This is a genomic window from Nostoc sp. DedQUE05, assembly GCF_034530955.1.
Taxonomy (GTDB): domain Bacteria; phylum Cyanobacteriota; class Cyanobacteriia; order Cyanobacteriales; family Nostocaceae; genus Nostoc.
This window is the reverse complement of the sequence record NZ_JAVRCB010000008.1, coordinates 76,935-102,173: the sequence shown is the minus strand read 5'-3', so window position 1 is coordinate 102,173 and position 25,239 is coordinate 76,935. Positions and strand designations below refer to the sequence as shown.

Here is a 25,239-nt window from a genome sequence, read left to right as displayed (position 1 = left end):
CCAAAAACTTTCAATAAAATCATTTTGTATCATCATTAAATCTCTCTGGAATTTGAATTGGCTAATTAAAATATACGCCAATGTTAACAACTGTACGCAATCTGAAATGTTGAAGTGAATTCAATACTTTTCGCTTTGTGAATTTGTGATTCTAAATCGGGTTTTGAGAAAATGGAAAAGGGGAAGGGTTAAAGGTTTTTTCTTTCCCTTTTCCCTTCCCCTTTTTTCCTGAACTGATAAGTATTAAGAGTGCATTGCTTTGGAGTGGAATGCTTAACAAAGTCAAATCAAACGGTCGTCAGGAGACGGAGACGAAGATAAATAACTTTTGACTAGAATCTTTAGTTTATTTTTAGCCAGAGGCCTTCATGAATTTGCCTCTCTAGCTCAAGAAAAATTTTCTCGAAATTGGATCTTGTTTGAGGGATTGAATAAAATCTCTCAAAGTCATCATGCTGCCTGTTAAGGTGAACTTAGGAGTGCCATTTTGAGCAACGATTCTCACCTCACTGTCTTGGATCTGAATCTTATTTTTAATAATATCCCATAGAGCATCGAAGCTCTCATCATCCTTACAACCATTGGCTTCCAGGAATTTTTGGCGTACTTCTGTTTTTAGCGCCAGTGCTTCTGCTGCTTGAGTACGCGCCTCAAAGTGCTTAACTACATCTTCATAGGCACTTTCTTTCAGAGTTTTGTTTTCAGCCATAACTTGTTCTAACTGAGTTTTGATGGCTTTCAATTGGGATGCTAAAGCGGCTGATTTTTGATATTCAACTTTTAAGGCTTGCTTTGCATTGGCTAACAAGGTTTTATAATCTAGCCGATCTTGATTTTTTTCGGATTGCATTTTTATCTCTCGATCGACACATTTTCGGCGATTAACTCTCGTCAGTTATATAACAAAACTGGCGAGAGCTTAGTAAATATTATCTGTGTTATCTGAGCATCGGCTATTTCACCAATAATGGTGATTCAGAGTGAGGATTCTCCTGAATACTACTCAAACTAGAACTAATGTGGGAGCGGATAGCTCGTTCATAAACACTAGTCTGCTGAGTGCGTACCCCTACAGCCTGATATATTAAGTTAACTTCTGGAAACTCAGACCAATACATCAAAAAAATGTCTTTAGCTGGAGTAATAATTTCATAATTATTCTCTTGTCTTTTCTTTCTAAGTTTACAATTATTTAGTTGTAATTTTTGTCTGAATAGTTTTTCAAATTCTGGAATTAAATCTGAAGTAGTTTTCATGGTTAATACACGTTAAAACGTGATAATTATGCAAAGACTATCTGTTGATATTACTAAGTATGACACTTCAGATACCTCTTACAACTATAGTGTATCAGTTATCGGGTATTTGAGAAGAGTATTCAGAGGCAGGGTCATTCGTTGGCGCACTCCCTGATGGAAAAGTAGGCTGTGCGATCGCTGTCACCTTTTACTCAGGATTTTTATGGTACAAATCTACTATTTACTAACTTATACTTAGCAAAAGTTTAGCCGCTTGTAATGTTATGTCAGTATAGCTAGTACAGCCGAAAGTTTGTCTGCCTTTAACCAGCTGCTCAAAACAACTTTTCTGCCTATTGTCTGCTGAATTGAGATGATAGCTGGATTGACACCAAGTTGTACTAGTTAGCAGAAACACCCTGTATAATTACACCACTAAATCATTTTTAGGGCCAAACTTTGCCAGGTATTGACTACCCAATACTGTTCGGTTCAGGCAAGAGACGCGATGAATCGCCGTCTCTACAATCTACCTACAGGCTACAGCCTGGGCCTTCAAGACCCTCTGCAAAACTGATTAATTCCAAGTACTCTGGATTTTCCACAAGCTGTTTAGCAGCTAGCAATCCGGCAATGCTCCAAGTTTGATAAATTCGGGCTTCTTTGCCAATTAAACGACCATTGTTGCCATCGTAGTATTCCGGGAATTTATCTCTAAATAAACGCCTTTCGGCAATAGCGATCGCTGCTTGAGCAAGTTCTGTTCGACCGGCTTTCAATGCCGCAGAGGTAAATAACCACAGTAAAACCGGCCAGTTACCGCCGTTGTGATAAGACCAAGCTCTGTTTTTAGAGTCACATCCTGTAACAATTCTCCACTCTAAACCATCCATTGCGGGAAAGCAAATTTTAACAGGCATATAGCCGATTAAGTCTTGCCAACGTTGGGCGAATAAATTCATAATGCTTTGAGATTCTTTAACGCTAGCTAAGGAAGTTAAAATTGCCATCAGATTTCCCAGAGCAAAAAAGCGGAAATCTATCCGTCCCGGCCCCAGATTTCCCGCTAAATATCCCCCAGTTTCAGGCAACCACTCGGTCAACCAATTAGGAATTGATTCTGAATTGATGTTGAATTTATTAACAATTTCTTTACCAAATTCGTTATCTTTGTAACGATAGATTTCCCCCAATCGCTTTAGGTCTAGCCAATAATAGTTGCGGATATGATATTTCAAAGATCCCAATCGCCTATTGACTTTGCTAAGGTAGCTATCGCCATCCCCATCTGGTAAAAGCAATTCACTAGCAGCTCTCAAAGACGCGTAGAATAACACCTGAATTTCTAAAGGATGTTCGTAAACTCCCATCCGACGGTCAATCATAAACGCGCCATCGGGAACTAACATTGTTGGGTACATGGAAAACCGATGTACTAAGCAAAGATCCAAAATTAGTTTGATTCCGGCTTGAAAATCTGGCTGACGCGCCAGGGAAAAATCACCTGTAGCTTTTTCATAAGCTCGTAGCAGGAGAATCCACCACATACAAGAATCAACTGGGGGAACACGAGCGATCGCTTGCTCTCCAAAATCAGCGACCAAAAATTCCTCGTTCCCCTTAGAATGAACCTTGAAACTGGCAGGCATTAATCCCGCTCCCGGTTCAAAGCAATCTATCTGCTTTTCATGACTTTGTAATTTCAGTGTTTCTACTAAGAAGTTACGCACAATCTCTGCTTTGCCATGCATGAGAAACACCAAGGCAGAAGGGACAAAATCGCGGAGGAAGCACTGGTCATAATTGAGTGCATCTGACTCTGGGTCGTGGGCGGCTACAGTACCAATGGGTTTTCCTTGGTAATAAATTACAGAATCTTCCAATAATTTCCAGGCTTCTGCTTCCATCTGACTGTTCTTATCGATCGCGCTAATCATAGGCGTTGAATTCCACTAATGGTATGTATCGACTTAATTGTGGAAAGTACGCCAGCCTAACCTCAAGCTGACCAAGATTCCCGAAAGTCAAGCATATACAGTCAAGTCGCTTCGCTCCAATTCAAAACTTGTACTGAGCTTGTCGAAGTATTCAAAATTATCAATTCAAAATTAAAGACAATTAGTGGGGGCAAGGAGTGTTTAATAGTTTCACGGGCGCAGAGATAAGCACTCCGGAGATTGACTGCAATTACTCGGTCAAAGTATGCTGTGGTAACTTCGTGGAATGGACTATACCTGATGTTCCACCTGTAATTAAAACATTCTTTCCTTTTAAGCCTATCATATTTCTTGCCTAAGCTGCTAAAGCTCAAAAATGAGGCTACAGATTCAAGAGATGGAAACTTATACCAATTCAATTTTGGGTAAATACGCGATGAATTGCGTCTCTACAAATGGTCTATTTGTCGTATTCTTTTTTCAAATTGGTATTAACTTGAATCTGACACCTTTTAATTACGAATTGCGATTAATCTCTATCGCAAATTCGCTGGCACTTGTTCAGGAACTACCCAATAGTAAACAGTTTTGCCCTCTACATTGAGAGTCTGCTGTGGTTTCCAATCGCCCATATCGAAGGCGTGGGAAACAATGCGAGTCCCAGGTTTGAGTTCTTTCAACAGCTTGGGACGGAGTTTGGCGTTGATCTCTGGCAGTAAATAAAGTGTAACTACTGTTGCTTCGCTAAAATCAGTATTGAACAAATCTTGTTGGACAAACTTGACGCGATCAGTTACTCCTGCCTTTTGGGCATTAGCATTAGCTTCTTTGATGCGATCGGGGTCAATATCTATACCAATGCCGCGCGTACCAAATTTTTGTGCCGCAGTATTGACAATTCTTCCATCACCACTACCAAGATCGTAAAGCACATCATTTTTACCCACTTTTGCCACTTGTAACATTGCATCTACCACTGGCTGTGGTGTAGGTACATAAGGAACATCTCCAGGACGTTCTTGGACTTGAGTTGTGGGAGTTGTCGCCGCTGGTGTTTCGGTTTCGGTCTGACCTGTTAAAGTAGAAGGCTGTTGTGTTCCGGCTTCCAAATCTTGTTGTTGCGGTGTACACCCAGCAATTCCTAAACTGGTAATACTAACGCTTGTAACCAGTAAAAACAGAATTTTTTTGAACTCCATGAATTTTCTCCTTTGTCAATAGTTATTGGGCATTGGGCATTGGGCATTGGGCATTGGTATTAATTATTCTCCTCTGCTCCTCTGCTCCTCTGCTCACTCGTCTCACGTCCTACGTTGACGGTAGTTATTCCAGAACAACAGAGGAATACCTGCTGCCACGACTAAAACACCTGCGATCGCTCCCACACCTGTATAAACCAAGCTGGAGTACAGCAAGTAAGTGCAGACGGCGCAAAATAGTAATGGAGTGAAAGGATAAAATGGCACACGGAAAGGGCGAACTATGTGGGGTTCGCGTGTGCGCAATACCAGCAGTGATACGCCGGAAAGCAAAAAGAAAAACCAAAATATCGGGGCAGTGTAATCCACCATTGTTTCAAAGCCTTTGCGGGTGAGCGTGCCTAAAAAAACCAGTGCTAAGGCGATCGCTGCTTGCAAGAATAAGGCATAGGTAGGGCTGCTAGGTCGTTGTTGCCAGCGTCCCATAAAACCAAATAGCGAAAAATCCTGTCCCAGTGCGTAATTGGTACGCGCTCCAGTAAAGATTGTGGCGTTGGTTGCTCCCAAAGTCGCGATCGCAATCAGCACACTGATAAACAAAGCTCCCGGTTCACCCCAAAGAGAGCGCATTAAATCTGCGGCTACTGCTTCTGACTGTGACATATTTGCTAATCCCAGTCCCCGCAGGTAAGCCAGATTGATTAGCAGATAAATGACAGTGATGATCCCAATACTCCACATTAGCGATCGCACAATATTACGTCGTCCATCTTGAATTTCTGCGGAGATGTAAGCCGCTTCATTCCAACCGCCATAAGATAGCAACACAAACACCATCGCTAGTCCCCAGGTTCCCGATGATGCAGATTCTACAGGAGTGGCAGAATTAGGAATGGCGGTAAGCCCAATAATGACTACCAGCAACAAACCTAGAACTTTCGCAGCACTCAGTAAGTTTTGTGTCCACTTACCCTGTTGCAAACCAACGATGTTCAAAGCAGTTAAAAGTGCGATCGCTATGGCTGCATATATAGAAGACGAAAACGTGCCTAGCCGCCATATCTGAGAAACATAATCACCAAAAACAAATGCCAAAAGAGCAATGGAACCAGTTTGAATCACTGTCATCCGCGCCCAAGCAAATAAAAAGGCGACTCTTTGCCCAAATGCACGTTTCAAATAATAGTAGGCACCACCAACGTCGGGATAGACAGTGGCCAACTCTGCATAGCACAACGCTCCTACTAGAGATACCACACCACCCATTAGCCAAAAAAGCAGTACAGCAATATCGCTACCTGCTTGACTGGCCACTAGAGCCGGAGTTTCAAAAATCCCCGCTCCGATGACAATACCGACAATTAGAGCCACTGCGTCTGGTAATGTCAGGGATGGTTTGGGTGTTGCTAGTTCAGTTGATATTGTTTGATCGAGCAAATTGTAGTTTTTACGTCTACTCACATTATTTCCTTATAGTGTTGAGTTGGGACTTTTAGCTTTGTTTTACAGTCTTTGTTCAACAGAGGAATCATTTATGTACTCCAGATTTGGGAACTTACGATTCAATAAGACCTTAAATCACTGTTTTACCTGTAGTTCTATGGTTAACAATAAATGTGATGAGAATGTGACAGTCACCAGCGATACAGCAGATTTCAAATTATATTCATCTGGTAACATTAGATTAACTTCCCTGCGTAGCTTACCACTGTAAGCATCGCTCTAAATTCTTTTGCCAGACAACAGCACTCTACAAATACAGTAGAAAATCTGAATTGGTAAAACGTCTTCCACTAGTGAGATTTATATTCATCTAAAGAATGATTGACTCATAAGGGGTAATCGTGCTGGTTTGATTAAAAAGCTGGTACTGCTATACGGATTTTTATACCGTACACGTTTCATTGATTGAAAATTGATACTTTATTTACGCCCTGCTGTACTCAAGACAGCGATCGCTCCATAGTTTCGCTTAAGTAGGGATGCATATATGTGCGTTGTTAATTAATAAATAATATATCGGCTTCTTAATCCCTAATTCTTTAGTATCTGCTACTGGGGAAAAGTAAAATGTCTATTATTTCACCTACTACCAAACCTAATACAGCTAGGACAGTTATAACCCAAAATGAATCTAGTTTATTGTAGCCAGAAAAGCGCATTTCTAAATCAGCTAAAAGCGTAGTGGCTAAGGGTATCATAAAGAGCCTTAATAATATCGACCAAGTTGCTACTAAAGCAATTGATATACTTAAAAACAAGATAACAACTAAAGTTTTCGAGCCAAACTCGATTAAACGCTCTAACCAAGAAAAACTTTTTCTTGCTACAGCTATAACCATAGCAACAACAAAAGCTCCTACTAACCAAATAATATGATTAGCAGCAAGATACCATCCCAGAAGAATGTAAGCCAATAAAAGGAATATTAAAGGCATTAAAGGAATCCTGTTAAAAAATTCCATATTTATACTGCCAAGGCTTAGAAAAATACCAAGTTAATCTCTTAATTCTATTCAAAAAATGTTACACCAATCACGATACCAAAGACTATCAGCATCAATGACGTATTTTGTTCACCTAAATAATAGCCTAGAGAATATAATCGTTAAAAACGGTTGTAATAATTGTATCTGGCTGACCCTTGTAACACCACTGATGTACTTAAATACTATAAAATAGCGATCGCTCTGTACCAGTTGCATAAGTCCCGATCTATTTACTCGCTTCTTGAGAAATATTATGCTCTAGTCCAAAAAATAGGACTTGGTGTCGCTCGACAAAACCTCGTTATGTCAGTGTTAACTAAGTAGTATATGTAATATATTAAATTTTTAGTATTATAAATAACTTAAAAAAAGTTTATTAGCTCGTGATCTAGATCAGTGCTAAAAGCTCAAGATACTTCCCACAATAGATTGGGGCAAAGTCTAATTCTATAGCTAATTTGCATATCCCAATTTTATCTGTATATTTAAACACTGGCATTGATTTTATGAGAGAAGTTATCCCAGAAGAAAAGACATATTTAGAGCTTTCCGAAGCTAGTGGAAACTCTCACAAGTTTTATGAAGTGATAGTTCAAGATAACCAATTAACTATACGTTACGGTCGTATTGGCGACTGTGGGCAAACTCAAACAAAAGCTTATCCAACTTCTGAGAAAGCGAAAGCAGAGGCTAGTAAAAAAATTAAAGAAAAGCTCAAAAAAGGTTATGAAGTAGCTGTTATGGGTGTTCGCCAGAAGCGTCCTGTGACACGCCGCCAAGTCAGCAGCACTATTTCCACCGCAAAACAAGCTCCGATTATTTGGAAGTTTGCTTCATCTTCAGCTGCTTTTGGAATTTTCATTGATGCCAAACGTTGCTGGGTTGGGAATCAAGCAGGTCAAGTTTTTGCTTTAAATCATCAAGGTCAAGCAATCAATCGGTTTAAGCTTCCTGATGGCGTTAAATGTTTAGTTGCTGATGATATTTGGATTTATGCTGGTTGCGATGATGGTAATGTTTACGACCTGACCGGCAAGCTACCGCGTCTGAGCTATAAAATTGATGAAAATGTTGATATTTTTTGGTTAGATATCAAAGATGGATTGTTAGCCGTCTCTGATGCCAATGGTGGCGTAACAACAATCGATCATGATGATGAATCACAGTGGACTCGTCTGAGTCAAGGCGATTCCGGCTGGATGGTACGTTGTGACCAATCTGGGATTTATCACGGTCACAGCAAAGGCGTGACTATGTACGATCGCCTTGAAGGTCGGATGTTATGGCATCAAAAAACTCAAGGCAACGTATTATTTGGCTGGCAAGAGGCATCAACAGTCTATGCCGGAACAAGCGACCATAAAGTTTATTGCTTTAATAAAAATGGGGAAGTTGGCTCCGTTTTCAAATGTGATGCCTCAGTTTACTCTTGCGCTACCGCACTTAACGGCAAGTATGTGTTTGCTGGAGATAATAGTTCTTCCATTTACTGCTTTGATGAGCTAGGAAAGCGTCTTTGGAAGCTTTCTACAGGGTGTGGCTCGGCTTTATCTATGCAGTTTTTCAACAACCATATTTATATTGTGACAACAGATGGTTATTTGGCTTGCATTGATGCTAGTGAAACTGCGATTGGCTCTGCTCAAACAGGCACAGTTCCCGAAGCTGTAGTAATTAAAGCACCATTAGGTGAAGGAGTTGCACCCTCATCTGTTCTAGAAACTACTACAAATACAAGCTCTGGGGTTATTGTTGAATGCTTTCGAGAAGGAAGTAAATTGAGAGTTCGTGTTGTTTCTGATGGTTACAACCACAACTGGAAAGTTCAGTTTCCCAAGGATATTCGTATTGAAGGTGCGCGTTACCTTGTTCAAGAAATACGTGAATCAGCCAGTGGCGGATTTTACCGTGCCTATGGTGATATTCAAAAATTGGTTTAACTAGATAGAGCCTGAGCTTCAGCCTTACAACGCTCGGTATTTGAGACGATCGCAACATCTCTCGAAAAGCGCCGACACTAAAGCATTCAATCCCAGGTTAAACCGTAAAGACTGCGATCGCCCTTGAGCAAATTGAAACTAAGAATGAAAAATAGCACAACGCCCCATGCTCAATTACAAAATTCCCAAAAAATGGTTAATTTTGATGACAGTGGCTTTGATATCTGCCTTGTCGCTGGCGATCGCTTCTTCTGCCTCAAGTATTTATTTATATGGCAGGAGTAATAATAATATCAAGGCAGATGCAGCAATTGTTTTAGGAGCGGCAGTTTGGAAAGAAGAACCATCTCCTGTTTTCAGAGAGCGAATTAACCACGCCATTAACTTATATAAAAATGGATTTGTTAAGACAATCATTTTTACTGGCGGAGTTGGGGAGAGTAATGAACCAGCTGAAGCTATAGTTGGGAAAAATTATGCGATCGCACACCAGGTAAAAGCTGCTGATATTCTCATTGAGACTCAATCTCGCACAACTCACCAGAACCTCAAAAATGCTTTGGAAGTAGCGAATGCTCACCAATTAACCAAGTTTCTTATTGTCAGCGATCCATTGCATATGAAGCGAGCCGTATTGATGGCACGAGGCTTAGGAATGGATGCACATTCGTCTCCCACACCTACTACCCGCTATCGCAGTTTTCGCAGTCAGATGGAGTTTTTGAGCCGAGAAACTTATTTTTACTTTGTCTACTTAGTGTTTAAAATATAGCCGTAGCGGACTGCAACTAAAAATGCCCAATATTAGAAAATAAAGCTGTAACCTTTTCCTGTATAAATTAACTAACATTATCAACCTTTGTAATTAGATAGTTTCGAGGCGAAAATGCTTAAATGCTCTAGCTGCTTCAGGAATTAGCTCAATGTACCAATACCCATTCGTTTCATCTGCAAACCAATTAACTATTGCAAGTGCTGGTTGACCAAATTCATCATCTTTTACTCCAAAAAATTTGCAAAAACTGCACCTAAATGACCAATTTGTCCAGGAGAATCACCATTATATTCAGCAGCTTCAGATAACTCCCAAGTACGTAATCTGCGATTATCTTTCATAAAGTAACAATGCTGATATAACTTATCCAAGATAGCTTTATGCCCTGGAGTTAATCCCTCATAAATTGAATGGAATGCCTCTAGATATTCTTCTTCGGAAAAAATACAACGTTCAGCATATTTAATCACTTTATTATTCCCCTTTCGATTTGCCAGAATACCAATATTGAGAAAAACAAAGCTTGATGTCAACGGTAATATTTACCATATCTCATGTTTGAGATTGTCAAATCGCAGCAAGAGGTTTATTATACCTTTGCTGCGATTTTAACCTTAATTGCGTGTAGCTTCCAGTAGGCGAGAAAAATAGAAGCGAGTCTTTGTCATTGCCCGTCGTTGCAAAGAAAAGCCATTGCTTTCTAAGATTTTCACCACATCAGCCTCACGATGTAAATAAGCACGAGTGGCTTTACTTGGCCCAGGAAAGAAACTGCCAATTTTCTTGAGTATACTCAGGGCGCAGGTCTTCGGCGCAAAACTGAGAATTATCCGCGACTGTGCCAAAGAACAGAGGTGAGATATCATCTCATCGGCTTTTTCTTGAGGGTAATGGATGAGAACATCTAGGCAAATAACGGTATGGTAGCTACCACTCAACGATTCTAAATCCTGCACCGCAAAAGTCGGATTTTCGGTATTTCCCAAAGTTTGTTTTGCTCTATCTCTGCCTTCTTCTACCATTTTTTCCGAAATATCGGTGGCATAGACTTTGGCACCATCGACTGCCAGGGGAATGCTGAGACTACCGACACCACACCCAGCATCACAGATTGATAGCTCTGGTAAATTGTTATCAGCCTTCAGCCAACCGAGAACTGTATCCACAGTTTGCTGGTGTCCATTGCGGATGTCTAATTGGACTTTGTTGACTTCGCCATCGCCGTAGATTCGCTTCCAACGGTCAAACCCTGTGGAATTGAAATATTCGCGAACAATCGTTTTGTCATCGGCTGCGTTCATAAACTTCGATTTTTAGGGGTTCCCAATGCTTAAAATTATCATTGATAGGAACCCATAAGAGCGGTCTTCCAGATTTTTCTAGATGGCTTCATAAATATTACTATTATGGTTTTTTTGACATACCCTAAGACCCTGTGAATTTAGGGTGGTGTTGGGTTAAAAAAGAAACATGAAAATCATCAAACCCATCACCAATTGGTTAGAAACCCGCGCCAGTGCCCCTGCATACGGCGGTTGGGTGCTAGGATTAACCGCTATTTGTTTTTTTGGCGCAGGTATCAATACGATGGCTGGTTGGCTTTACGCCATTAGCGGCATTAGTTTTGCCCTTTTGGGTGTAGCAGCCATCTTACCGCCGCGATCGCTCACAGGTCTATCCATCACTCGCCGTCCCATACAACCTGTGTCAGCAGGCGACGAGTTGACGGTGGAATTAGAAATCTGCAATCAGACACAGCAGCCTGTAAGTTTATTGCAAGTTGAAGATATACTCCCCTTCGTCTTAGGGAAACCAGTACAAAAAGCAATCGAAACAATTCCTAGCCAAGGTAGTTACCGTTGGGTATATTACCACCCGACTGTGCGTCGGGGTGTTTATCGCTGGCACACAGTCGAACTTGGTTCTGGTGCGCCTTTGGGTTTGTTTTGGTGTCGCCGTCAGCGTGATTGTGCTGCCACAGCGATCGTTTATCCCACAGTGTTACCCTTGGCTAGCTGCCCCCTAGTAGATGAAATGGGACAAGAAGAGAGCAAAAGGGGCGATCCTCGTGGTAAACCCTTGCAAACAGCGACAACGGGGCTGGTGCGATCGCTCCGTCCCTACCGTCTAGGAGATCCTACTCGCTTGATTCACTGGCGGACTAGTGCCCGTTATGGCGAATTAAGGGTGCGGGAGTTAGAAATGGTAACAGGTGGACAAGAAATAGTGATTGCCCTTGACAGTGCTAGCAATTGGGAAGAAGAAAACTTTGAACAAGCAGTAATTGCCGCAGCATCTTTGTACTTTTATGCACAGCAACAAGAATTACAGGTGCAACTGTGGACAGCATCAACAAATTTAATCAAAGGCGATCGCTTTGTTCTAGAAACCTTAGCAGCAACCAGAGCCTTAGAAGATGCCAGTTCAGTAATTCCTAAAAGCTATCCTTTGATTTGGCTGACTCAGAATCCTCTGAGCCTTGCTACTCTTCCTCAAGGTAGTCGCTGGGTTTTATGGCCAAATATCTCCTCAGCAGCAGAACCAGAAGTAATCAATTGGGAACACCCTGGTATAGTTTTGCAAAGCGATCGCCCACTGCAACCCCAGCTACAAAAAACATTACATTCATAAATCAATTCAAATTTTATAATTTCAAAGACCGCTGACAAGTTCAACTTCTGCGATTTCTGAGATTTTCTCCGATCCCAGGACACCGGATATATCAGCCTTTGAGCAAATGTAAAACAATTTGAGGGGAAAAGGTTGGGGAAATACACCCAGTAATCCCTTAGTAAGGCTGAGGTACAATGCAAAGAAATATTTAAATTATGAACGACATGATCGCATCAGAACATAACACAAAATCCAGCGATAAAAGCCTAGAGGCAATGCGGCATTTTTCCGAACAATACGCCAAGCGTACTGGAACATACTTCTGTTCTGAACCTTCTGTCACCGCAGTTGTGATTGAAGGATTAGCCAAACATAAAGACGACCTGGGTGCGCCTTTATGTCCTTGTCGCCATTACGAAGATAAAGAAGCTGAGATTCACGCCACATATTGGAACTGTCCTTGTGTGCCAATGAGAGAACGCAAAGAGTGCCATTGCATGTTGTTCCTCACCTCTGACAATGAGTTTGCTGGAGATAAACAAGAAATCTCTCTGGAAACAATCAAAGAAGTACGAGACAGCATGGGATGAGCGAAATCATCCCCCAAGAGTTTTGGCAAGGCGTAGAACAGTTCAATTCTGGACAGTTCTACGCTTGTCATGACACTTTAGAGGCTTTGTGGATTGAAGCTGGCGAACCGGAAAAAAGCTTTTATCAAGGAATTCTCCAAATTGCTGTGGCACTGTATCATTTGGAAAATCGGAACTGGCGAGGTGCTGTAATTCTATTGGGAGAAGGCAGCAATCGCCTACGCCGTTACCCATCTAGTTACAGCGGCATTGACGTAGATGAGCTATTGAGCGAGAGCGCAGTGTTGTTGACGACATTACAGCAAATAGGGCCAGACTTGATTGCTGCTGGCAATCTGGGCGAAAATCAAGTCTTATCTTTGCCTAAAATCGTGCTAACGACTGATTAGACATAGGAGTGAAATTAATTATGTGTTACCCGAAATCCTTGGTAGGCAAAATTCATCTAGCCGAGGGCTTCCCGTACTACTACGTGGAAGCAAGCTACGCATAGCGTCTTTGTTAAAAAAAGAGTATTGTGTCTACGTCATTTTCATTCAGATGTCAATTACCTGAAACCTTGAGGTTGGGGGTAGCGTCACTATTTCAGCCAGTAGTTATCAGAAATCACTCCAGATTGTATATTTCATAATCTGGATAAAGTACTTGAGATAATTAGAATGCAAGCTGAAATCCTAAATCCCCAATTGCTATGATGCCCTGCTATCAATTGCCCTTATCCCAGATACGTCGCTTTGGATTAGCTTTAATGCTGCCAGCTACACTTTTGGGCGCTTTTGCCTTCCCTACCCAAGTGCAAACCGCTACTGCACAAACATCTCAGGCAAATCGCCCCCTGACTATCCGCGCTGATGTGCAAGAATATGACGCGAAAAATCAAGTAATCACCGCTCGCGGTAATGTGCAAATGTTGTATCCGGCTCGCCAACTTCAGGCAACATCTGCCCAAGCACAGTATTTTAGTAAAGAACGCCGAATTGATTTCAGTGGCAACGTCTATATTTTGCAACAGGGCGGTAACAGTATCCGAGCAGAGAAAGTAACCTATTTAATTGATGAAGGGCGATTTGTTGCTTTACCCCAATCCAACCGTCAGGTAGAGTCCATCTACATGGTGCAAGAATCAGATAATAATGGACAAACTGCGACACCTGCCCCAAAAACACCACCTTTGAAGCCTTCTAATTAGCATTTACCACCAAGAAAGGGTGCTTCCAGCGTGAAAATTGTTTTAGAGAATATTCACAAATCTTACGGCAAGCGAGTAATTGTCAATCGTGTCAATCTTTCTGTTGCTCAGGGGGAAATCGTTGGTTTACTAGGCCCCAATGGGGCTGGTAAAACGACGACTTTTTACATTGCCACAGGTTTAGAAAAACCCAATCAAGGAAAAGTTTGGCTGGGTAATGTAGACGTGACGGGAATGCCAATGCATCAAAGGGCAAGACTGGGTATTGGTTATCTAGCACAAGAAGCCAGTGTTTTTCGCCAACTGTCGGTAGAGGATAATATTCTGTTAGTGCTAGAACAAACTCATGTGCCACGATGGGAATGGGCAAGGCGACTCAGAACTTTACTGCGGGAGTTTCGGTTGGAAAAATTAGCTAGGAGTAAAGGAATTCAACTTTCTGGTGGTGAGCGACGGCGGACGGAATTAGCAAGGTCTTTAGCTGCTGGACAAGAAGGGCCAAAATTTTTACTTTTGGATGAACCATTTGCCGGAGTCGATCCGATCGCAGTCTCAGAAATTCAGCAAATCGTAGCACAACTGCGCGATCGCGGCATGGGTATCTTAATTACAGATCATAATGTCCGCGAAACCCTGGCGATCACCGATCGCGCCTACATCATGCGTGAGGGACAAATTCTCGCTTTTGGCGCTGCTGACGAACTCTACAGCAATCCCCTCGTGCGGCAATATTATTTGGGGGATAATTTTCAAGTCTAAATTAACAATTACTTAGTTAATAATCTCCCAGGATATTTTGATTTTTGATTCTTCAGCATGAATTTATTAGTTTATTTTTAGCCATTAAGTATTTAATTTTGATCTTAAATACACTAGAGATGTTTTGCTTTGCCAGGGTTGCCAATATCTAAATTTTAAAATTGCTTATGATATCAAAGAAGCTCACGTATTTTAATAGTCTCTATTCGCTGCTGCCTTTTACGATCATGGATCGCTATCTTGCCAGCGAATTGTTAGCGCCGTTTTTCTTTGGTGTCGGAGCTTTTTCATCAATTGGCGTCACTATTGATGCTGTATTCGATCTCGTTAGAAAAATTGTCGAATCTGGGCTACCTATAGACATTGCTATTCAAGTTTTTTTGTTAAAATTTCCCAACTTTATCGTTTTAGCCTTCCCCATGTCTACGCTGCTGGCTACTTTGATGACCTACAGTCGTCTTTCTAGCGAGAGCGAACTAATTGCCTTGCGTGGTTGTGGTGTCAGTGTCTATCGCATGGTGCTAACTGCTGTGATGTTAAGTCTTGTAGTCACAGGAATGACATTTGTGTTTAACGAAGAAATTGCACCAGCAGCAAATTATCAAGCGGCGATGACTCTGGATAAAGCGCTCAAATCAGACAAGCCCACTTTTAAACAACAAAATATTTTCTATCCTGAATACCAGGATGTTGTCCAGCCGGATGGTTCTAAAAATCGGATATTGACACGCTTGTTTTACGCCGACCAATTTGATGGTAAGCGGATGAAAGGGTTGACAATTATAGATCGCTCAACCAAAAATCTGAATCAAATTGTCGTATCAGAATCGGCTCAGTGGAATCCTTCTCAAAATGTTTGGGATTTTTACAACGGCACAATCTATTTTGTTGCTGCCGATCGCTCTTATCGTAACATCGTCAGATTTGAACAGCAACAACTGCAACTACCGCGCACGCCATTAAGTCTGGCAGAAAAAAGCCGCGATTATGGTGAAATGAATATTGCCGAAGCACTACAGCAACTAGAAGTGGAAAATCTTGGTGGCGATCGCCAAAAAATTCGTAAACTTGAAGTGCGGATTCAACAAAAAATCTCTTTGCCCTTTGTATGCGTGGTTTTTGGCTTGGTAGGTGCAGCGATGGGAAGCATACCCCAGCGAACGGGGAGAGGTACCAGCTTTGGGATTAGTGTCATAGTTATATTTTCGTACTACTTAATATTCTTTGTTAGTGGGGCGATGGCACAAGCAGGTGTCCTTTCTCCGTTTATGGGGGCTTGGTTGCCCAACTTTCTTTTTTTGGGAATAGGTTTATTTTTATTGATGCGAGTTGCGAGAAGGTAATACCAATTCAAAATTCAAAATTCAAAATTCAAAATTCAAAATTAGGAAAGCTAAACAGAACAAAGGTATGTTCGGATGTATCTGTCGCATTTTTTTTTAAATTGGTATGAATTGAGGAGGATGCGGAAGTAGACAAACAATTATTAAACATCTGGTGAAATTAAATATGCGTTATCCATAACCCTTGTAGAAACATAGCAGTGCTACATTTCTATATTCCTTTTTCACCAGATGTCTATTATTCTCCTTCATCCTCCCACTTCAATTACGGATGATAATTTCGACATTCTGGTGCATTGGGGTTTTCCTTGCAGTATTCTTCAAAAGAAACTTTCGCTGATATCATACCCTCAGCTTTTTGATGAGCTGCTTCTGCCTGAAGTTCTTCTACCTCATCCCAGGCAGCTGCACAGGCTTTAGAATAAGCACTTTGTTCGGTGCAAATAGCACGAGCTTGCTCAATTGCTTTTTGAATTCTCTCCTCCAGCAGTAGCGCTTTTGGCGCTTCCACAAAATCGCTTTTAGTCAAAATGTCGGTAATCGAGATGATCCCCAACAGCTTGCCTTGAATCACAGGTGCGCGATGAATACCAGTATTAGCGAATAACCGCGCTACATATTCCACACCCAAATCAGGATTGACTACGATGCAGGGCTTGCTCATAATTTCATAAACCCGCACTTGCTTTGGATCTTTCCCGTAGGCTGTTATTTTATAAACAATATCTGTTTCTGTGACAATACCATAAGCATCATTGTCATAGCGACGATCCACAACCAGCGCCCGCAATCCTTTATCCTTCATCAGCCCCACCGCTTCAGCAACAGTTGCCGAACCGCGAATGGTAACTACGTCTTTGGTCATGATATCTTCAGCTTTCATCATTGTTGTAGTCTCCTGGTTAATAGTCCGGTGCAGCACTGCGCCCTCATGGACGTATCGAAGCGTTGCAGCGCAAAGTTTGCTCTAACTAGAAAGTAAAAAAAGTGGAACTTTTGCCCAGCTACAACAATAAATTAGACCAGTTGTCAACTTATGATGTTATCCAATGTAACCAATGCCCAAAAACCAAGCATGAATTGTGATAACATTCTGCGGATCAACAAATATTTATTTTTTAATTGCCGAAAATTGCCGTATTTTCCAGAAATAGCTAGAAATCAAATTGGTAATAATATGAGCGACAATCGGCACTAACAAGTTGCCCGTGAGCAGAGCGCTATATGCCAATATCATCCCGACAATTGTTGCCCAAATTACATAAGGCCATTGTTGGGAACCGCTAAAATGCAAGATGCCAAAGCAAAGACTGGATACAATTACAGCTGTCAGATCGGAGCCTAACGCTGGTAGTATCACACCTCTAAATAACAATTCTTCACTCAATCCGGGTAGCAACCCCAGCCAAATTAAATCTGGTAAAGCTAAAGGCTTCAGTACGATTTCTAGGTAATAATCTGCACTCTTACGATAGGCAGTCCATAGACGGTAAGTTAAGCCACTTAACGCGGTGAGTACAAACCCCAACCCTACACCTAATAGCGCTTCTCTTGGATTCAAGTCCCAAGAAAATAGCGAAAAGTTGCCAAAGTATAACGAAAGTTTAGCGACTATCAACAAAATGATTGCAGTCGCTCCCATCGCCCCAAGTACTTGGATACGCGTTAGGTATGGAATTTCTGGCTCTTGCTTTTGTTGTTCAATCACAGGTTTTTAAAGGGAGAGGGGGCATTGGGCATTGGGCATTGGGAATTGGGAATTGGGAATTGGGAATTGGGCATTGGGCATAACTCCAAACTCCAAACTCCTAACTCCTAACTTCTAACTTTTAATTACTGACTGCAAAGGTAATAATTTGGGACGGAGAGCGGAGGGATTGATGCCTGCTTTATGTGCTACCAATACACCTACTGCTTCTAAATATGAGTTTACCTGTATAGATTTGATCCCCAAAGGTTCTGGAGGAACTTTTATCAGAGTTTTATTTTCTTCTACTGTAATTATTTGGCATCGTTTTTGGCTTAAACTCAGTAAGGCACTGCTACCACAGGCAGTTGCAGGTGCGATCGCAGCATCCACTTCATCTGCCCAAATATCTCCTTGCTGTGATGCGATCGCTCTCTCTATTATAAATTGTGGGGCACGACTTAATCCTACAAGCACGCAAGGCAAAAAGGTATAACCTAATTCTTCGGCGGCGGAACGGGGAGATAAATCTGGTTGCGGAGGTTCGCTTAAAAGGGCGGGTGAATGGGCGCAAGGAATTTGAAAGGTTCGCACTAGCAAATGGCTAATTACGGCTTCTGCACCCGCTAAAGAATCTACCCCTTCACCTTGACGATATTTCTGTACTGCTTCTGAGTCCATATCATCCGGGAAACGGGCGACAACTGCGATCGCTTCTGCCCCCGCTTTTTTTATTAATATCTCGGCTGCTCGTAACAAGCTATCTGGGTTGCCAATTGTTCCCCAACTAGCCCCCGATGCTGTAGTCCGTAATTCTACATTTAATGGCGCATCTGTAATTACATAATCTGTTAAAGTCAATCCCAGAGTTGCTCTGACTGCATCGGCTGCTTGTATATGTTGTAGTCGTAACTCTGGCTCAATGCCTTGGTCTAAAAGCAAACCTACTTTGTTGCTGCGGACTGGACGCAACCCCCAGCATCCAGAGGCGAATTTGTCAAGTCCGTAACCTTCAACATAAAAAGCATTGGGGAGATTCCAATACAAACTTGCGCCATTGAGGACATTGGGGTGAGTAATTAGGCGATCGCAAACCTGTGCTATAACTCTGGCAACAGGCAAAGCATCTCCTGCATAACCCCCAATGGCAGCCCCAACGCCAGTTGGTACAATTAAGATAGCGGTATATGGACGATTCATTTTAAGTTATTTCCCACTCTCCAGGGCTATTTTGTTCTAAACATAAACTGCTCAGAACTAAAGTCCGTTAAAACGGGCTATAACCTTTTCTTAGTCGTCTTGAGACGACTTTCGCTATTAGACTCAGAATTCATTCTGAGGCGGGCTAGATGAAAATGAAATAACCTTTGCCCACTCTCAGCTTTTAACTTCTAACTCAGCACTGGCTTAATGCCCCGCTATCGCTAACAGCACTCTTTGTCACCACAGCTTCAACTGTAGCTTTTTGTTCGTCAACGTCCACAGAAGTAACTGCCCAACGCAGAGGTTCGCCTTGTCTCTTTAACTCTGTTTCAATTACTTCTAGTAACTCTGCGGGAGTTTCTTGTAAATCAATTTCTGCGGTAATAAAATGAGTCGTCATTTTGGTAATTCCTGTTAATTTCTAGTTTCTAGAATAGCTGATTTTATCTGCAATTAAATACTTGCGTAATTTATCAGGTTTGGTAATCTCCGCAAACAGTTATTCAGTTATGAATAATCATCCGATATACTGATAACTGTTCGCTGATTATTTGCCTTTGCCAAATTGTAATTGATAAACTATGTCTTCCTTTTCCGTCTGAATTTTCAAATCAGAAAGGGGCTTGGCAACACAAAGCAATACGTAACCTTGCTTTTGCAAATCTGGACTAACACCCATACCATCAGTTTGATCCACAGTTCCTTCGCTTATTTGACCGGCGCAAGTTGTGCAGACACCTGCATTGCAAGAACTCGGCAGTTCCAAACCAGCAGCATCGGCAACTGATAAGATCGTTTCATTTTCAGGAACTTGCAAGGTATGAATTTTGCCTTGGTGATCAATTTCTACGGTGTAAGTTTTGGGCATATACAAAAGAAGGTCATGCTACGGACAAATTTATTAGTTTATCTGAATTAGTTAAAAATATCCAGATGTTACTATAAAAGTTTAGGTAAAAGATTGATAATTATAGCAACTAATTCTGAATAAGTTATAGATTAGTAACATTATTGACTACACAATACCCAAATAAATTAGTTAAATTTGCTTATTATAAATATGCGCGTAGGCGTAGCCCGCCGTAGACATCGCGTTTCATTAGAGACTGTATCTGTAAGTCTGCCTTTAGGCATTGGTTCGATGTCTTGGAAAGTTGACACCACACAAAAGAAGGCGGCTTGGTCGCTTTATGTGGAATTGGTGACGCGCATTGCTGTAAAACCTTTGGAAGTTGACCAGGGTTTGGTACGAGAAGCGATGAACTCTCTTTATAGTTTATTTGGCACTACCCGCGAAGTTCTCAAAGCTGCCGGGCCGGATGTGGGTGCTTCTCGTGATTCAGTGTGGGGAATTGCGATCGCTGTAAATCAACAATACACACTTTGCACAATGTTACAGCATTAAGGCTTAAGGTTACAGCATTAAGGCTTAAGGTTACAACATTAAGGCTTAAGGTTACAGCATTAAGGCTTAAGGTTACAACATTAAGCCTTAAGGTTACAGCATTAAGGCTTAAGGTTACAACATTAAGGCTTAAGGTTACAGCATTAAGGCTTAAGGTTACAGCATTAAGGCTTAAGGTTACAGCGATCGCAGTTGACATAGAAGACAGACCATTTGTAGGGTTACAGCAATGCTGTGCCCTATTGTCATGTTGCTCAAACATAATATTATTTTGCTGAAAATCACCCTTTGATGATTAAATTCCGAGAAATCACGGACATAAAGAAAAACTTTTACTAAAAAAATGCGCTTTTTGCTGAACCAAAATCCAGGTTAATTGAGACAAAATAGCTTTGTAAAGCTTTTAAAAGTGTAAATTTATGGCTAGAAAAAAACGTAGTTCCCGAATTTTAGAAAAAGCTGAATTTAGAGTTGCCGGACTGAAAGCTATCGATCCACAGATCAATTTTGATAATACTTACAATTTGCAAAACCTGACTCAGTTAATAGACAATTTTCACAATATGCTTGATGATTATAACGCTGCTATAGCTATGATTGACTCTTCTAGAAATAAGCTGGATGACATGGAAAAAACCTTAAGTCAGGTTTCAGACAAAATGCTGACGTGGGTTGGTTGCAAGTACGGCAAAAACAGCAATGAATATGAACTTGCAGGTGGCGTTAGAGACAGCGAACGTATCCGTAAAAGCCGATTGACACGCTTGAAATCTAACACAGATAAAACATCAGATGAAAATGCAATAACCACCTAGTATCGCTACGCAAAAGTCAAAAGGCTTGTAGAATCTGCTTTTAACTTTTTTAGAATGGTATCTGTAAAAATACAAGGTGGCCAGATTCCCGACTTATTTAAGAAGTCGGGAATTTATTTCATCACGAATGATTCAGAACTGCTATATAATAACACTTTACATTAACCCAAAACTTCCGAAATCTTAAAATTGAATGACCAGGTTTATACATGATAAATTTGCCAAAGATTATCTAGAAGAATTATTAAAAGATTACGGAGAAGTCAAAGCATCAGAAAAAGTCTCAGGAGAGATTAAAGAAATAGATGTTTTATTCACTCCTGCCAAACAGCAAAGCTCTAATATACAAATACTGGGAATGCTTGGAGATTTGCTGAACATCCTGCAATTATAGAACCATACCGCAATCCAGCTTCTACCGATGAAATCTGCGACTGTATTCTCAAATTATTAGAAATAAAGGCTCTGCTGCGACGAGAAGCTAAAACTAATAAAATCAAACTTCAGGACTCTGAAATTCCCAAATTGTGGGTTCTTACACCTACCATATCTGAAACTAGATTGTCTAGCTTTGGAACTATACAAAAAACAGGTTGGTTATCGGGAGTACATTTTCTGCCAGATGCCTTGCGAACAGCAATTGTAGCAATACACCAACTACCCCAAACACCAGAGACATTATGGTTGAGGCTTTTAGGTAGGGGAAGTGTGCAATCACAAGCGATTATCGAGTTGCAAGCGTTACCATTAGATCATCCATACCAGAAAGCAACTCTCGAATTAGTTTACAACTTGCGCGAAAACTTGAGAGTAAATCAAGAATTAGAAGCAGATGATAGGGAGCTAATTATGCGGCTAGAACCACTTTATCAAAGAAACAGAGAACAAGCCAAAGAAGAGGGAAGGCAAGAAGGAAGGCAAGAAGGAAAACAAGACTTAATACTGCGTCTACTAAATCGCCGTATTGGTGGTGAAATTGATGTATCATTAATCGGGCAAATTAAAGGTTTATCCATTGAACAATTAGAGAATTTAGGAGAAGCATTACTAGATTTTTCTAGTGTTGCTGATTTAGAAACTTGGTTAAACCAACAATCAATCTAATTTATTATTGCTACACCTGGCGACTAGAAGTCGCGGCTATACAAACGAAACCCACCTCTGTGGGTTAAAAATTCTTGATTTACTCTTAGTCCACGGAGGTGGACGAAAGTTTGTGTAGTAGCGAATTTTATTGCCTTATATTTTCCAAAATTTCAGTATAAAAAAGTTGCTAATAACCGATTACCAGTAAGGCTTTCATCATAAAAGTAAGCTAAACTTTTATAGCCAAGTATTGCCTAAAAATTTCATAATTGAAGATAGAACATCCCAATGGAGAACATAAAAATGCTAGAACAATATCGTAAACACGTTGCCGAAAGAGCAGCACTCGGTATTCCCCCTTTACCATTGGATGCGAAGCAAACCTCAGAATTATGTGAATTACTGAAAAATCCGCCAAAGGGTCAAGAGGATATATTATTGCATTTATTGAGCGATCGCGTTTCTCCTGGTGTCGATCCAGCAGCTTATGTCAAAGCTGGATTTCTCACTGCGATCGCCAAAAAGGAAATCACTAGTCCCTTGGTTTCGCGCATAGAAGCAGTGCAATTGCTGGGGACGATGGTAGGTGGTTACAATGTGCAATCTTTAATCGATTTGCTGCAATGGCCCACCGTATCCCTCTCCGACTCTTCCGAAACGCCTCTGGTAATGGGCGGACAAGGGAAGGAACCCATCGCCGCCTACGCCGCCAACGCTTTAAGCAAAATCCTCTTGGTGTATGATGCCTTCCACGATGTTTTAGAGTTGTCTAAAACCAATCCTTTCGCCAAACGGGTGATTGATTCTTGGGCGGAAGCTGAATGGTTTACCAGTCGCCCCACAGTACCAGAAGCGATTACTGTCACCGTTTTTAAAGTTCCTGGCGAAACCAATACCGACGACTTATCCCCCGCCCAAAGCGCCACAACTCGCCCAGATATTCCCTTACACGCCTTAGTGATGTTAGAGTCACGGCAACCGGGAAGCTTGGCAACCATTGCCGAACTGAAGAAAAAAGGGCATCCTGTAGCTTACGTGGGAGATGTAGTTGGTACAGGTTCCTCGCGTAAATCTGCCATCAACTCGGTGTTGTGGCACATGGGAAATGATATACCTTTTGTACCAAACAAACGCGCTGGAGGTTATGTTTTAGGTGGTGCGATCGCGCCAATCTTTTTTAACACAGCTGAAGATGCCGGTGCTTTGCCTATTCAGTGCGATGTCACCAAACTCGAAACCGGCATGGTAATTACCATCCATCCTTACAAAGGCGAAATCACCAACGAAGCAGGCGAAGTTATTTCCACCTTTGACCTCAAACCTGATACTATCCTCGATGAAGTTCGCGCAGGTGGACGTATTCCCCTACTTATTGGACGTACCCTTACCGATAAAACTCGTCTTGCACTAGGTTTAGAACACAGCACAGTTTTTACCCGTCCCCAGCAAGCCTTTGATACAGGCAAAGGCTACAGCTTGGCACAGAAAATGGTAGGTAAAGCTTGCGGATTACCTGGTGTGCGTCCCGGCACATCCTGCGAACCCATCATTACTACCGTTGGTTCTCAAGATACCACAGGCCCCATGACCCGCGACGAATTAAAAGAACTCGCCTGTCTTGGTTTCAGTGCAGATTTAGTGATACAAAGTTTCTGCCACACAGCAGCTTATCCCAAACCAGTAGACATCCAAACCCATCACGAACTCCCCGATTTCTTTGCTTCTCGTGGCGGTGTCGCCCTGCGTCCCGGTGATGGTATCATCCACTCTTGGTTAAACCGGATGCTGCTACCCGACACCGTGGGAACTGGCGGTGACTCTCACACCCGCTTCCCCTTGGGTATTTCCTTCCCCGCCGGTTCTGGGTTGGTAGCCTTTGCAGCCGCCTTGGGTGTGATGCCTTTAGATATGCCAGAGTCAGTTTTGGTAAGATTCAAAGGTGAATTGCAACCCGGTGTCACCCTGCGCGATGTCGTGAATGCCATACCCTACGTGGCAATTCAAAAAGGTTTGCTCACAGCAGAAAAGCAGAACAAGAAAAATGTCTTCTCCGGGCGAATTTTAGAAATTGAAGGTTTGCCAGATTTAAAAGTTGAACAAGCCTTTGAACTCACCGATGCTAGCGCCGAACGTTCTTGTGCCGGATGCACAATTAAGCTGAGTGTAGAGACAATTTCTGAATATCTGCGTTCTAACGTAGCATTGCTGAAAAATATGATAGCACGAGGCTATCAAGATGCGCGTACCATGCTGCGCCGTGTGGCAAAGATGGAAGAATGGTTAGCCAATCCCGTGTTATTAGAAGGCGATGCCGATGCAGAGTATGCCGAAGTAATTGAAATTGATTTAAACGAAATCAAAGAACCAATTGTTGCTGCTCCCAATGACCCCGATAATGTTAAGTTATTATCGGAAGTTGCTAACGATCCAGTGCAAGAAGTATTCCTGGGTTCGTGTATGACAAATATCGGTCATTATCGAGCAATGGCGAAAGTTTTGGAAGGTGCTGGTGAAGTAAAAACTCGCTTGTGGATAGCACCACCAACCCGCATGGACGAACACCAATTAAAAGAAGAAGGTGTATACAGCGTTTTTGGGGCTGCGGGTGCTAGAACAGAAATGCCAGGATGCAGTTTATGCATGGGTAATCAGGCGCGAGTTGCTGATGGCACAACAGTATTTTCTACCTCTACCCGCAACTTCAATAATCGCATGGGTAAAGATGCACGAGTGTATCTTGGTTCAGCAGAATTAGCCGCAGTTTGTGCGCTGCTGGGACGGCTGCCGACAGTGCAGGAATACTTGGATATTGTGGCGAGTAGAATTCATCCTTTTGCAGATAATTTGTATCGGTATTTGAACTTCGATCAAATCGTCGGTTTTGAGGATGAAGGGCGCGTGATTACGTTGGAAGATATGCCGAGGCTTGAGGATCTTTTAGGTATGCCAGCTAGTAGTTTGCGTTAGTAAA

At 41.8% G+C, this 25,239-nt stretch carries 24 protein-coding genes and 2 pseudogenes; 13 read left to right on the top strand and 13 right to left on the bottom strand.

From position 1 onward, the window contains the following. Nucleotides 1–382: 382 nt before the first annotated feature. The 6 genes from RMZ42_RS08070 to RMZ42_RS08040 all read right to left on the bottom strand — a co-directional run bounded on the left by RMZ42_RS08070 (nucleotide 383) and on the right by RMZ42_RS08040 (nucleotide 6,839). Complete coding sequence (locus RMZ42_RS08070) at nucleotides 383–850, bottom strand: hypothetical protein (RefSeq protein ID WP_322670916.1); 468 nt, start codon at nucleotides 848–850, stop codon at nucleotides 383–385. A gap of 103 nt (nucleotides 851–953) precedes the next feature. Next, nucleotides 954–1,256, bottom strand: a complete 303-nt coding sequence (locus RMZ42_RS08065; protein WP_292810531.1) for a hypothetical protein — start codon at nucleotides 1,254–1,256, stop codon at nucleotides 954–956. Between the two features lie 515 nt (nucleotides 1,257–1,771). After that, complete coding sequence (locus RMZ42_RS08060; RefSeq protein ID WP_322670915.1) at nucleotides 1,772–3,175, bottom strand: glycoside hydrolase 100 family protein; 1,404 nt, start codon at nucleotides 3,173–3,175, stop codon at nucleotides 1,772–1,774. Nucleotides 3,176–3,711: 536 nt separating this feature from the next. Next, nucleotides 3,712–4,374, bottom strand: a complete 663-nt coding sequence (locus RMZ42_RS08050; protein WP_322670914.1) for a class I SAM-dependent methyltransferase — start codon at nucleotides 4,372–4,374, stop codon at nucleotides 3,712–3,714. 102 nt (nucleotides 4,375–4,476) lie between these two features. Then, on the bottom strand, nucleotides 4,477–5,835 hold the full coding sequence (locus RMZ42_RS08045; RefSeq protein ID WP_322670913.1) for an APC family permease: 1,359 nt from the start codon (nucleotides 5,833–5,835) through the stop codon (nucleotides 4,477–4,479). Nucleotides 5,836–6,416: 581 nt separating this feature from the next. Continuing rightward, complete coding sequence (locus RMZ42_RS08040) at nucleotides 6,417–6,839, bottom strand: hypothetical protein (protein WP_416211803.1); 423 nt, start codon at nucleotides 6,837–6,839, stop codon at nucleotides 6,417–6,419. Nucleotides 6,840–7,381: 542 nt separating this feature from the next. Between RMZ42_RS08040 and RMZ42_RS08035 the strand changes: the two genes are divergently transcribed. Together RMZ42_RS08035 and RMZ42_RS08030 are read left to right on the top strand one after the other, a co-directional pair. Then, entirely contained in the window at nucleotides 7,382–8,803 is a 1,422-nt protein-coding gene (locus tag RMZ42_RS08035; protein ID WP_322670999.1) for a WGR domain-containing protein, read from the top strand. A gap of 166 nt (nucleotides 8,804–8,969) precedes the next feature. Continuing rightward, complete coding sequence (locus RMZ42_RS08030; RefSeq protein ID WP_322670912.1) at nucleotides 8,970–9,575, top strand: YdcF family protein; 606 nt, start codon at nucleotides 8,970–8,972, stop codon at nucleotides 9,573–9,575. Nucleotides 9,576–9,802: 227 nt separating this feature from the next. Here RMZ42_RS08030 and RMZ42_RS08025 read toward each other — a convergent pair whose 3' ends face one another. Both RMZ42_RS08025 and bchM read right to left on the bottom strand, forming a co-directional pair. Next, entirely contained in the window at nucleotides 9,803–10,111 is a 309-nt protein-coding gene (locus RMZ42_RS08025) for a hypothetical protein (protein ID WP_322670911.1), read from the bottom strand. An 81-nt stretch (nucleotides 10,112–10,192) separates the two neighbouring features. Further along, nucleotides 10,193–10,879: a magnesium protoporphyrin IX methyltransferase gene (bchM, locus tag RMZ42_RS08020; RefSeq protein WP_289797917.1), complete on the bottom strand. Its 687-nt coding sequence runs from the start codon at nucleotides 10,877–10,879 to the stop codon at nucleotides 10,193–10,195. A 169-nt stretch (nucleotides 10,880–11,048) separates the two neighbouring features. Between bchM and RMZ42_RS08015 the strand changes: the two genes are divergently transcribed. The 6 genes from RMZ42_RS08015 (at nucleotide 11,049) to RMZ42_RS07990 (ending at nucleotide 16,072) form a co-directional block, all read left to right on the top strand. Further along, the gene (locus RMZ42_RS08015; RefSeq protein ID WP_322670910.1) at nucleotides 11,049–12,209 is read left to right on the top strand and encodes a DUF58 domain-containing protein; all 1,161 of its coding nucleotides are present in this window, start codon (nucleotides 11,049–11,051) and stop codon (nucleotides 12,207–12,209) included. Between the two features lie 206 nt (nucleotides 12,210–12,415). Next, on the top strand, nucleotides 12,416–12,781 hold the full coding sequence (locus RMZ42_RS08010) for a ferredoxin thioredoxin reductase catalytic beta subunit (RefSeq protein ID WP_292854015.1): 366 nt from the start codon (nucleotides 12,416–12,418) through the stop codon (nucleotides 12,779–12,781). Continuing rightward, a complete protein-coding gene (locus RMZ42_RS08005) occupies nucleotides 12,778–13,170 on the top strand; it encodes a DUF309 domain-containing protein (RefSeq protein ID WP_322670909.1) in 393 nt (130 codons plus the stop codon). The genes RMZ42_RS08010 and RMZ42_RS08005 overlap by 4 nt, the downstream gene beginning before the upstream one ends. Before the next feature lie 302 nt (nucleotides 13,171–13,472). Then, the gene (locus tag RMZ42_RS08000) at nucleotides 13,473–13,970 is read left to right on the top strand and encodes an LptA/OstA family protein (protein ID WP_322670908.1); all 498 of its coding nucleotides are present in this window, start codon (nucleotides 13,473–13,475) and stop codon (nucleotides 13,968–13,970) included. A gap of 30 nt (nucleotides 13,971–14,000) precedes the next feature. Next, nucleotides 14,001–14,729, top strand: coding sequence for an LPS export ABC transporter ATP-binding protein (lptB, locus tag RMZ42_RS07995; RefSeq protein WP_322670907.1), 729 nt, complete (start codon nucleotides 14,001–14,003; stop codon nucleotides 14,727–14,729). 227 nt (nucleotides 14,730–14,956) lie between these two features. Then, complete coding sequence (locus RMZ42_RS07990; protein ID WP_322670906.1) at nucleotides 14,957–16,072, top strand: LptF/LptG family permease; 1,116 nt, start codon at nucleotides 14,957–14,959, stop codon at nucleotides 16,070–16,072. Between the two features lie 265 nt (nucleotides 16,073–16,337). Here RMZ42_RS07990 and RMZ42_RS07985 read toward each other — a convergent pair whose 3' ends face one another. From RMZ42_RS07985 to RMZ42_RS07965, 5 genes are all read right to left on the bottom strand, one after another. After that, on the bottom strand, nucleotides 16,338–16,958 hold the full coding sequence (locus RMZ42_RS07985; RefSeq protein ID WP_322670905.1) for a CP12 domain-containing protein: 621 nt from the start codon (nucleotides 16,956–16,958) through the stop codon (nucleotides 16,338–16,340). A 225-nt stretch (nucleotides 16,959–17,183) separates the two neighbouring features. Beyond that, nucleotides 17,184–17,780, bottom strand: a complete 597-nt coding sequence (locus tag RMZ42_RS07980; RefSeq protein ID WP_322670904.1) for a CPBP family intramembrane glutamic endopeptidase — start codon at nucleotides 17,778–17,780, stop codon at nucleotides 17,184–17,186. Between the two features lie 114 nt (nucleotides 17,781–17,894). Next, entirely contained in the window at nucleotides 17,895–18,959 is a 1,065-nt protein-coding gene (locus RMZ42_RS07975) for a DUF3326 domain-containing protein (RefSeq protein WP_322670903.1), read from the bottom strand. Between the two features lie 196 nt (nucleotides 18,960–19,155). Continuing rightward, nucleotides 19,156–19,362 (bottom strand): hypothetical protein, encoded by a 207-nt coding sequence (locus RMZ42_RS07970; protein WP_322670902.1) that lies wholly within the window; start codon nucleotides 19,360–19,362, stop codon nucleotides 19,156–19,158. 147 nt (nucleotides 19,363–19,509) lie between these two features. Then, the gene (locus RMZ42_RS07965; RefSeq protein WP_322670901.1) at nucleotides 19,510–19,830 is read right to left on the bottom strand and encodes a 2Fe-2S iron-sulfur cluster-binding protein; all 321 of its coding nucleotides are present in this window, start codon (nucleotides 19,828–19,830) and stop codon (nucleotides 19,510–19,512) included. 273 nt (nucleotides 19,831–20,103) lie between these two features. Between RMZ42_RS07965 and RMZ42_RS07960 the strand changes: the two are divergent. From RMZ42_RS07960 to acnB, 5 genes and pseudogenes are all read left to right on the top strand, one after another. Further along, nucleotides 20,104–20,328, top strand: a pseudogene (locus RMZ42_RS07960) (hypothetical protein); the annotation flags it as partial. Nucleotides 20,329–20,345: 17 nt separating this feature from the next. Next, nucleotides 20,346–20,645: a hypothetical protein gene (locus RMZ42_RS07955; RefSeq protein ID WP_322670900.1), complete on the top strand. Its 300-nt coding sequence runs from the start codon at nucleotides 20,346–20,348 to the stop codon at nucleotides 20,643–20,645. 141 nt (nucleotides 20,646–20,786) lie between these two features. Continuing rightward, nucleotides 20,787–21,182 (top strand): hypothetical protein, encoded by a 396-nt coding sequence (locus RMZ42_RS07950; RefSeq protein ID WP_322670899.1) that lies wholly within the window; start codon nucleotides 20,787–20,789, stop codon nucleotides 21,180–21,182. A 193-nt stretch (nucleotides 21,183–21,375) separates the two neighbouring features. Beyond that, a pseudogene (locus tag RMZ42_RS07945) lies at nucleotides 21,376–22,286 on the top strand (DUF4351 domain-containing protein). Nucleotides 22,287–22,571: 285 nt separating this feature from the next. Further along, entirely contained in the window at nucleotides 22,572–25,235 is a 2,664-nt protein-coding gene (gene acnB, locus RMZ42_RS07940; protein ID WP_322670998.1) for a bifunctional aconitate hydratase 2/2-methylisocitrate dehydratase, read from the top strand. The last annotated feature ends 4 nt before the right edge of the window (nucleotides 25,236–25,239 follow it).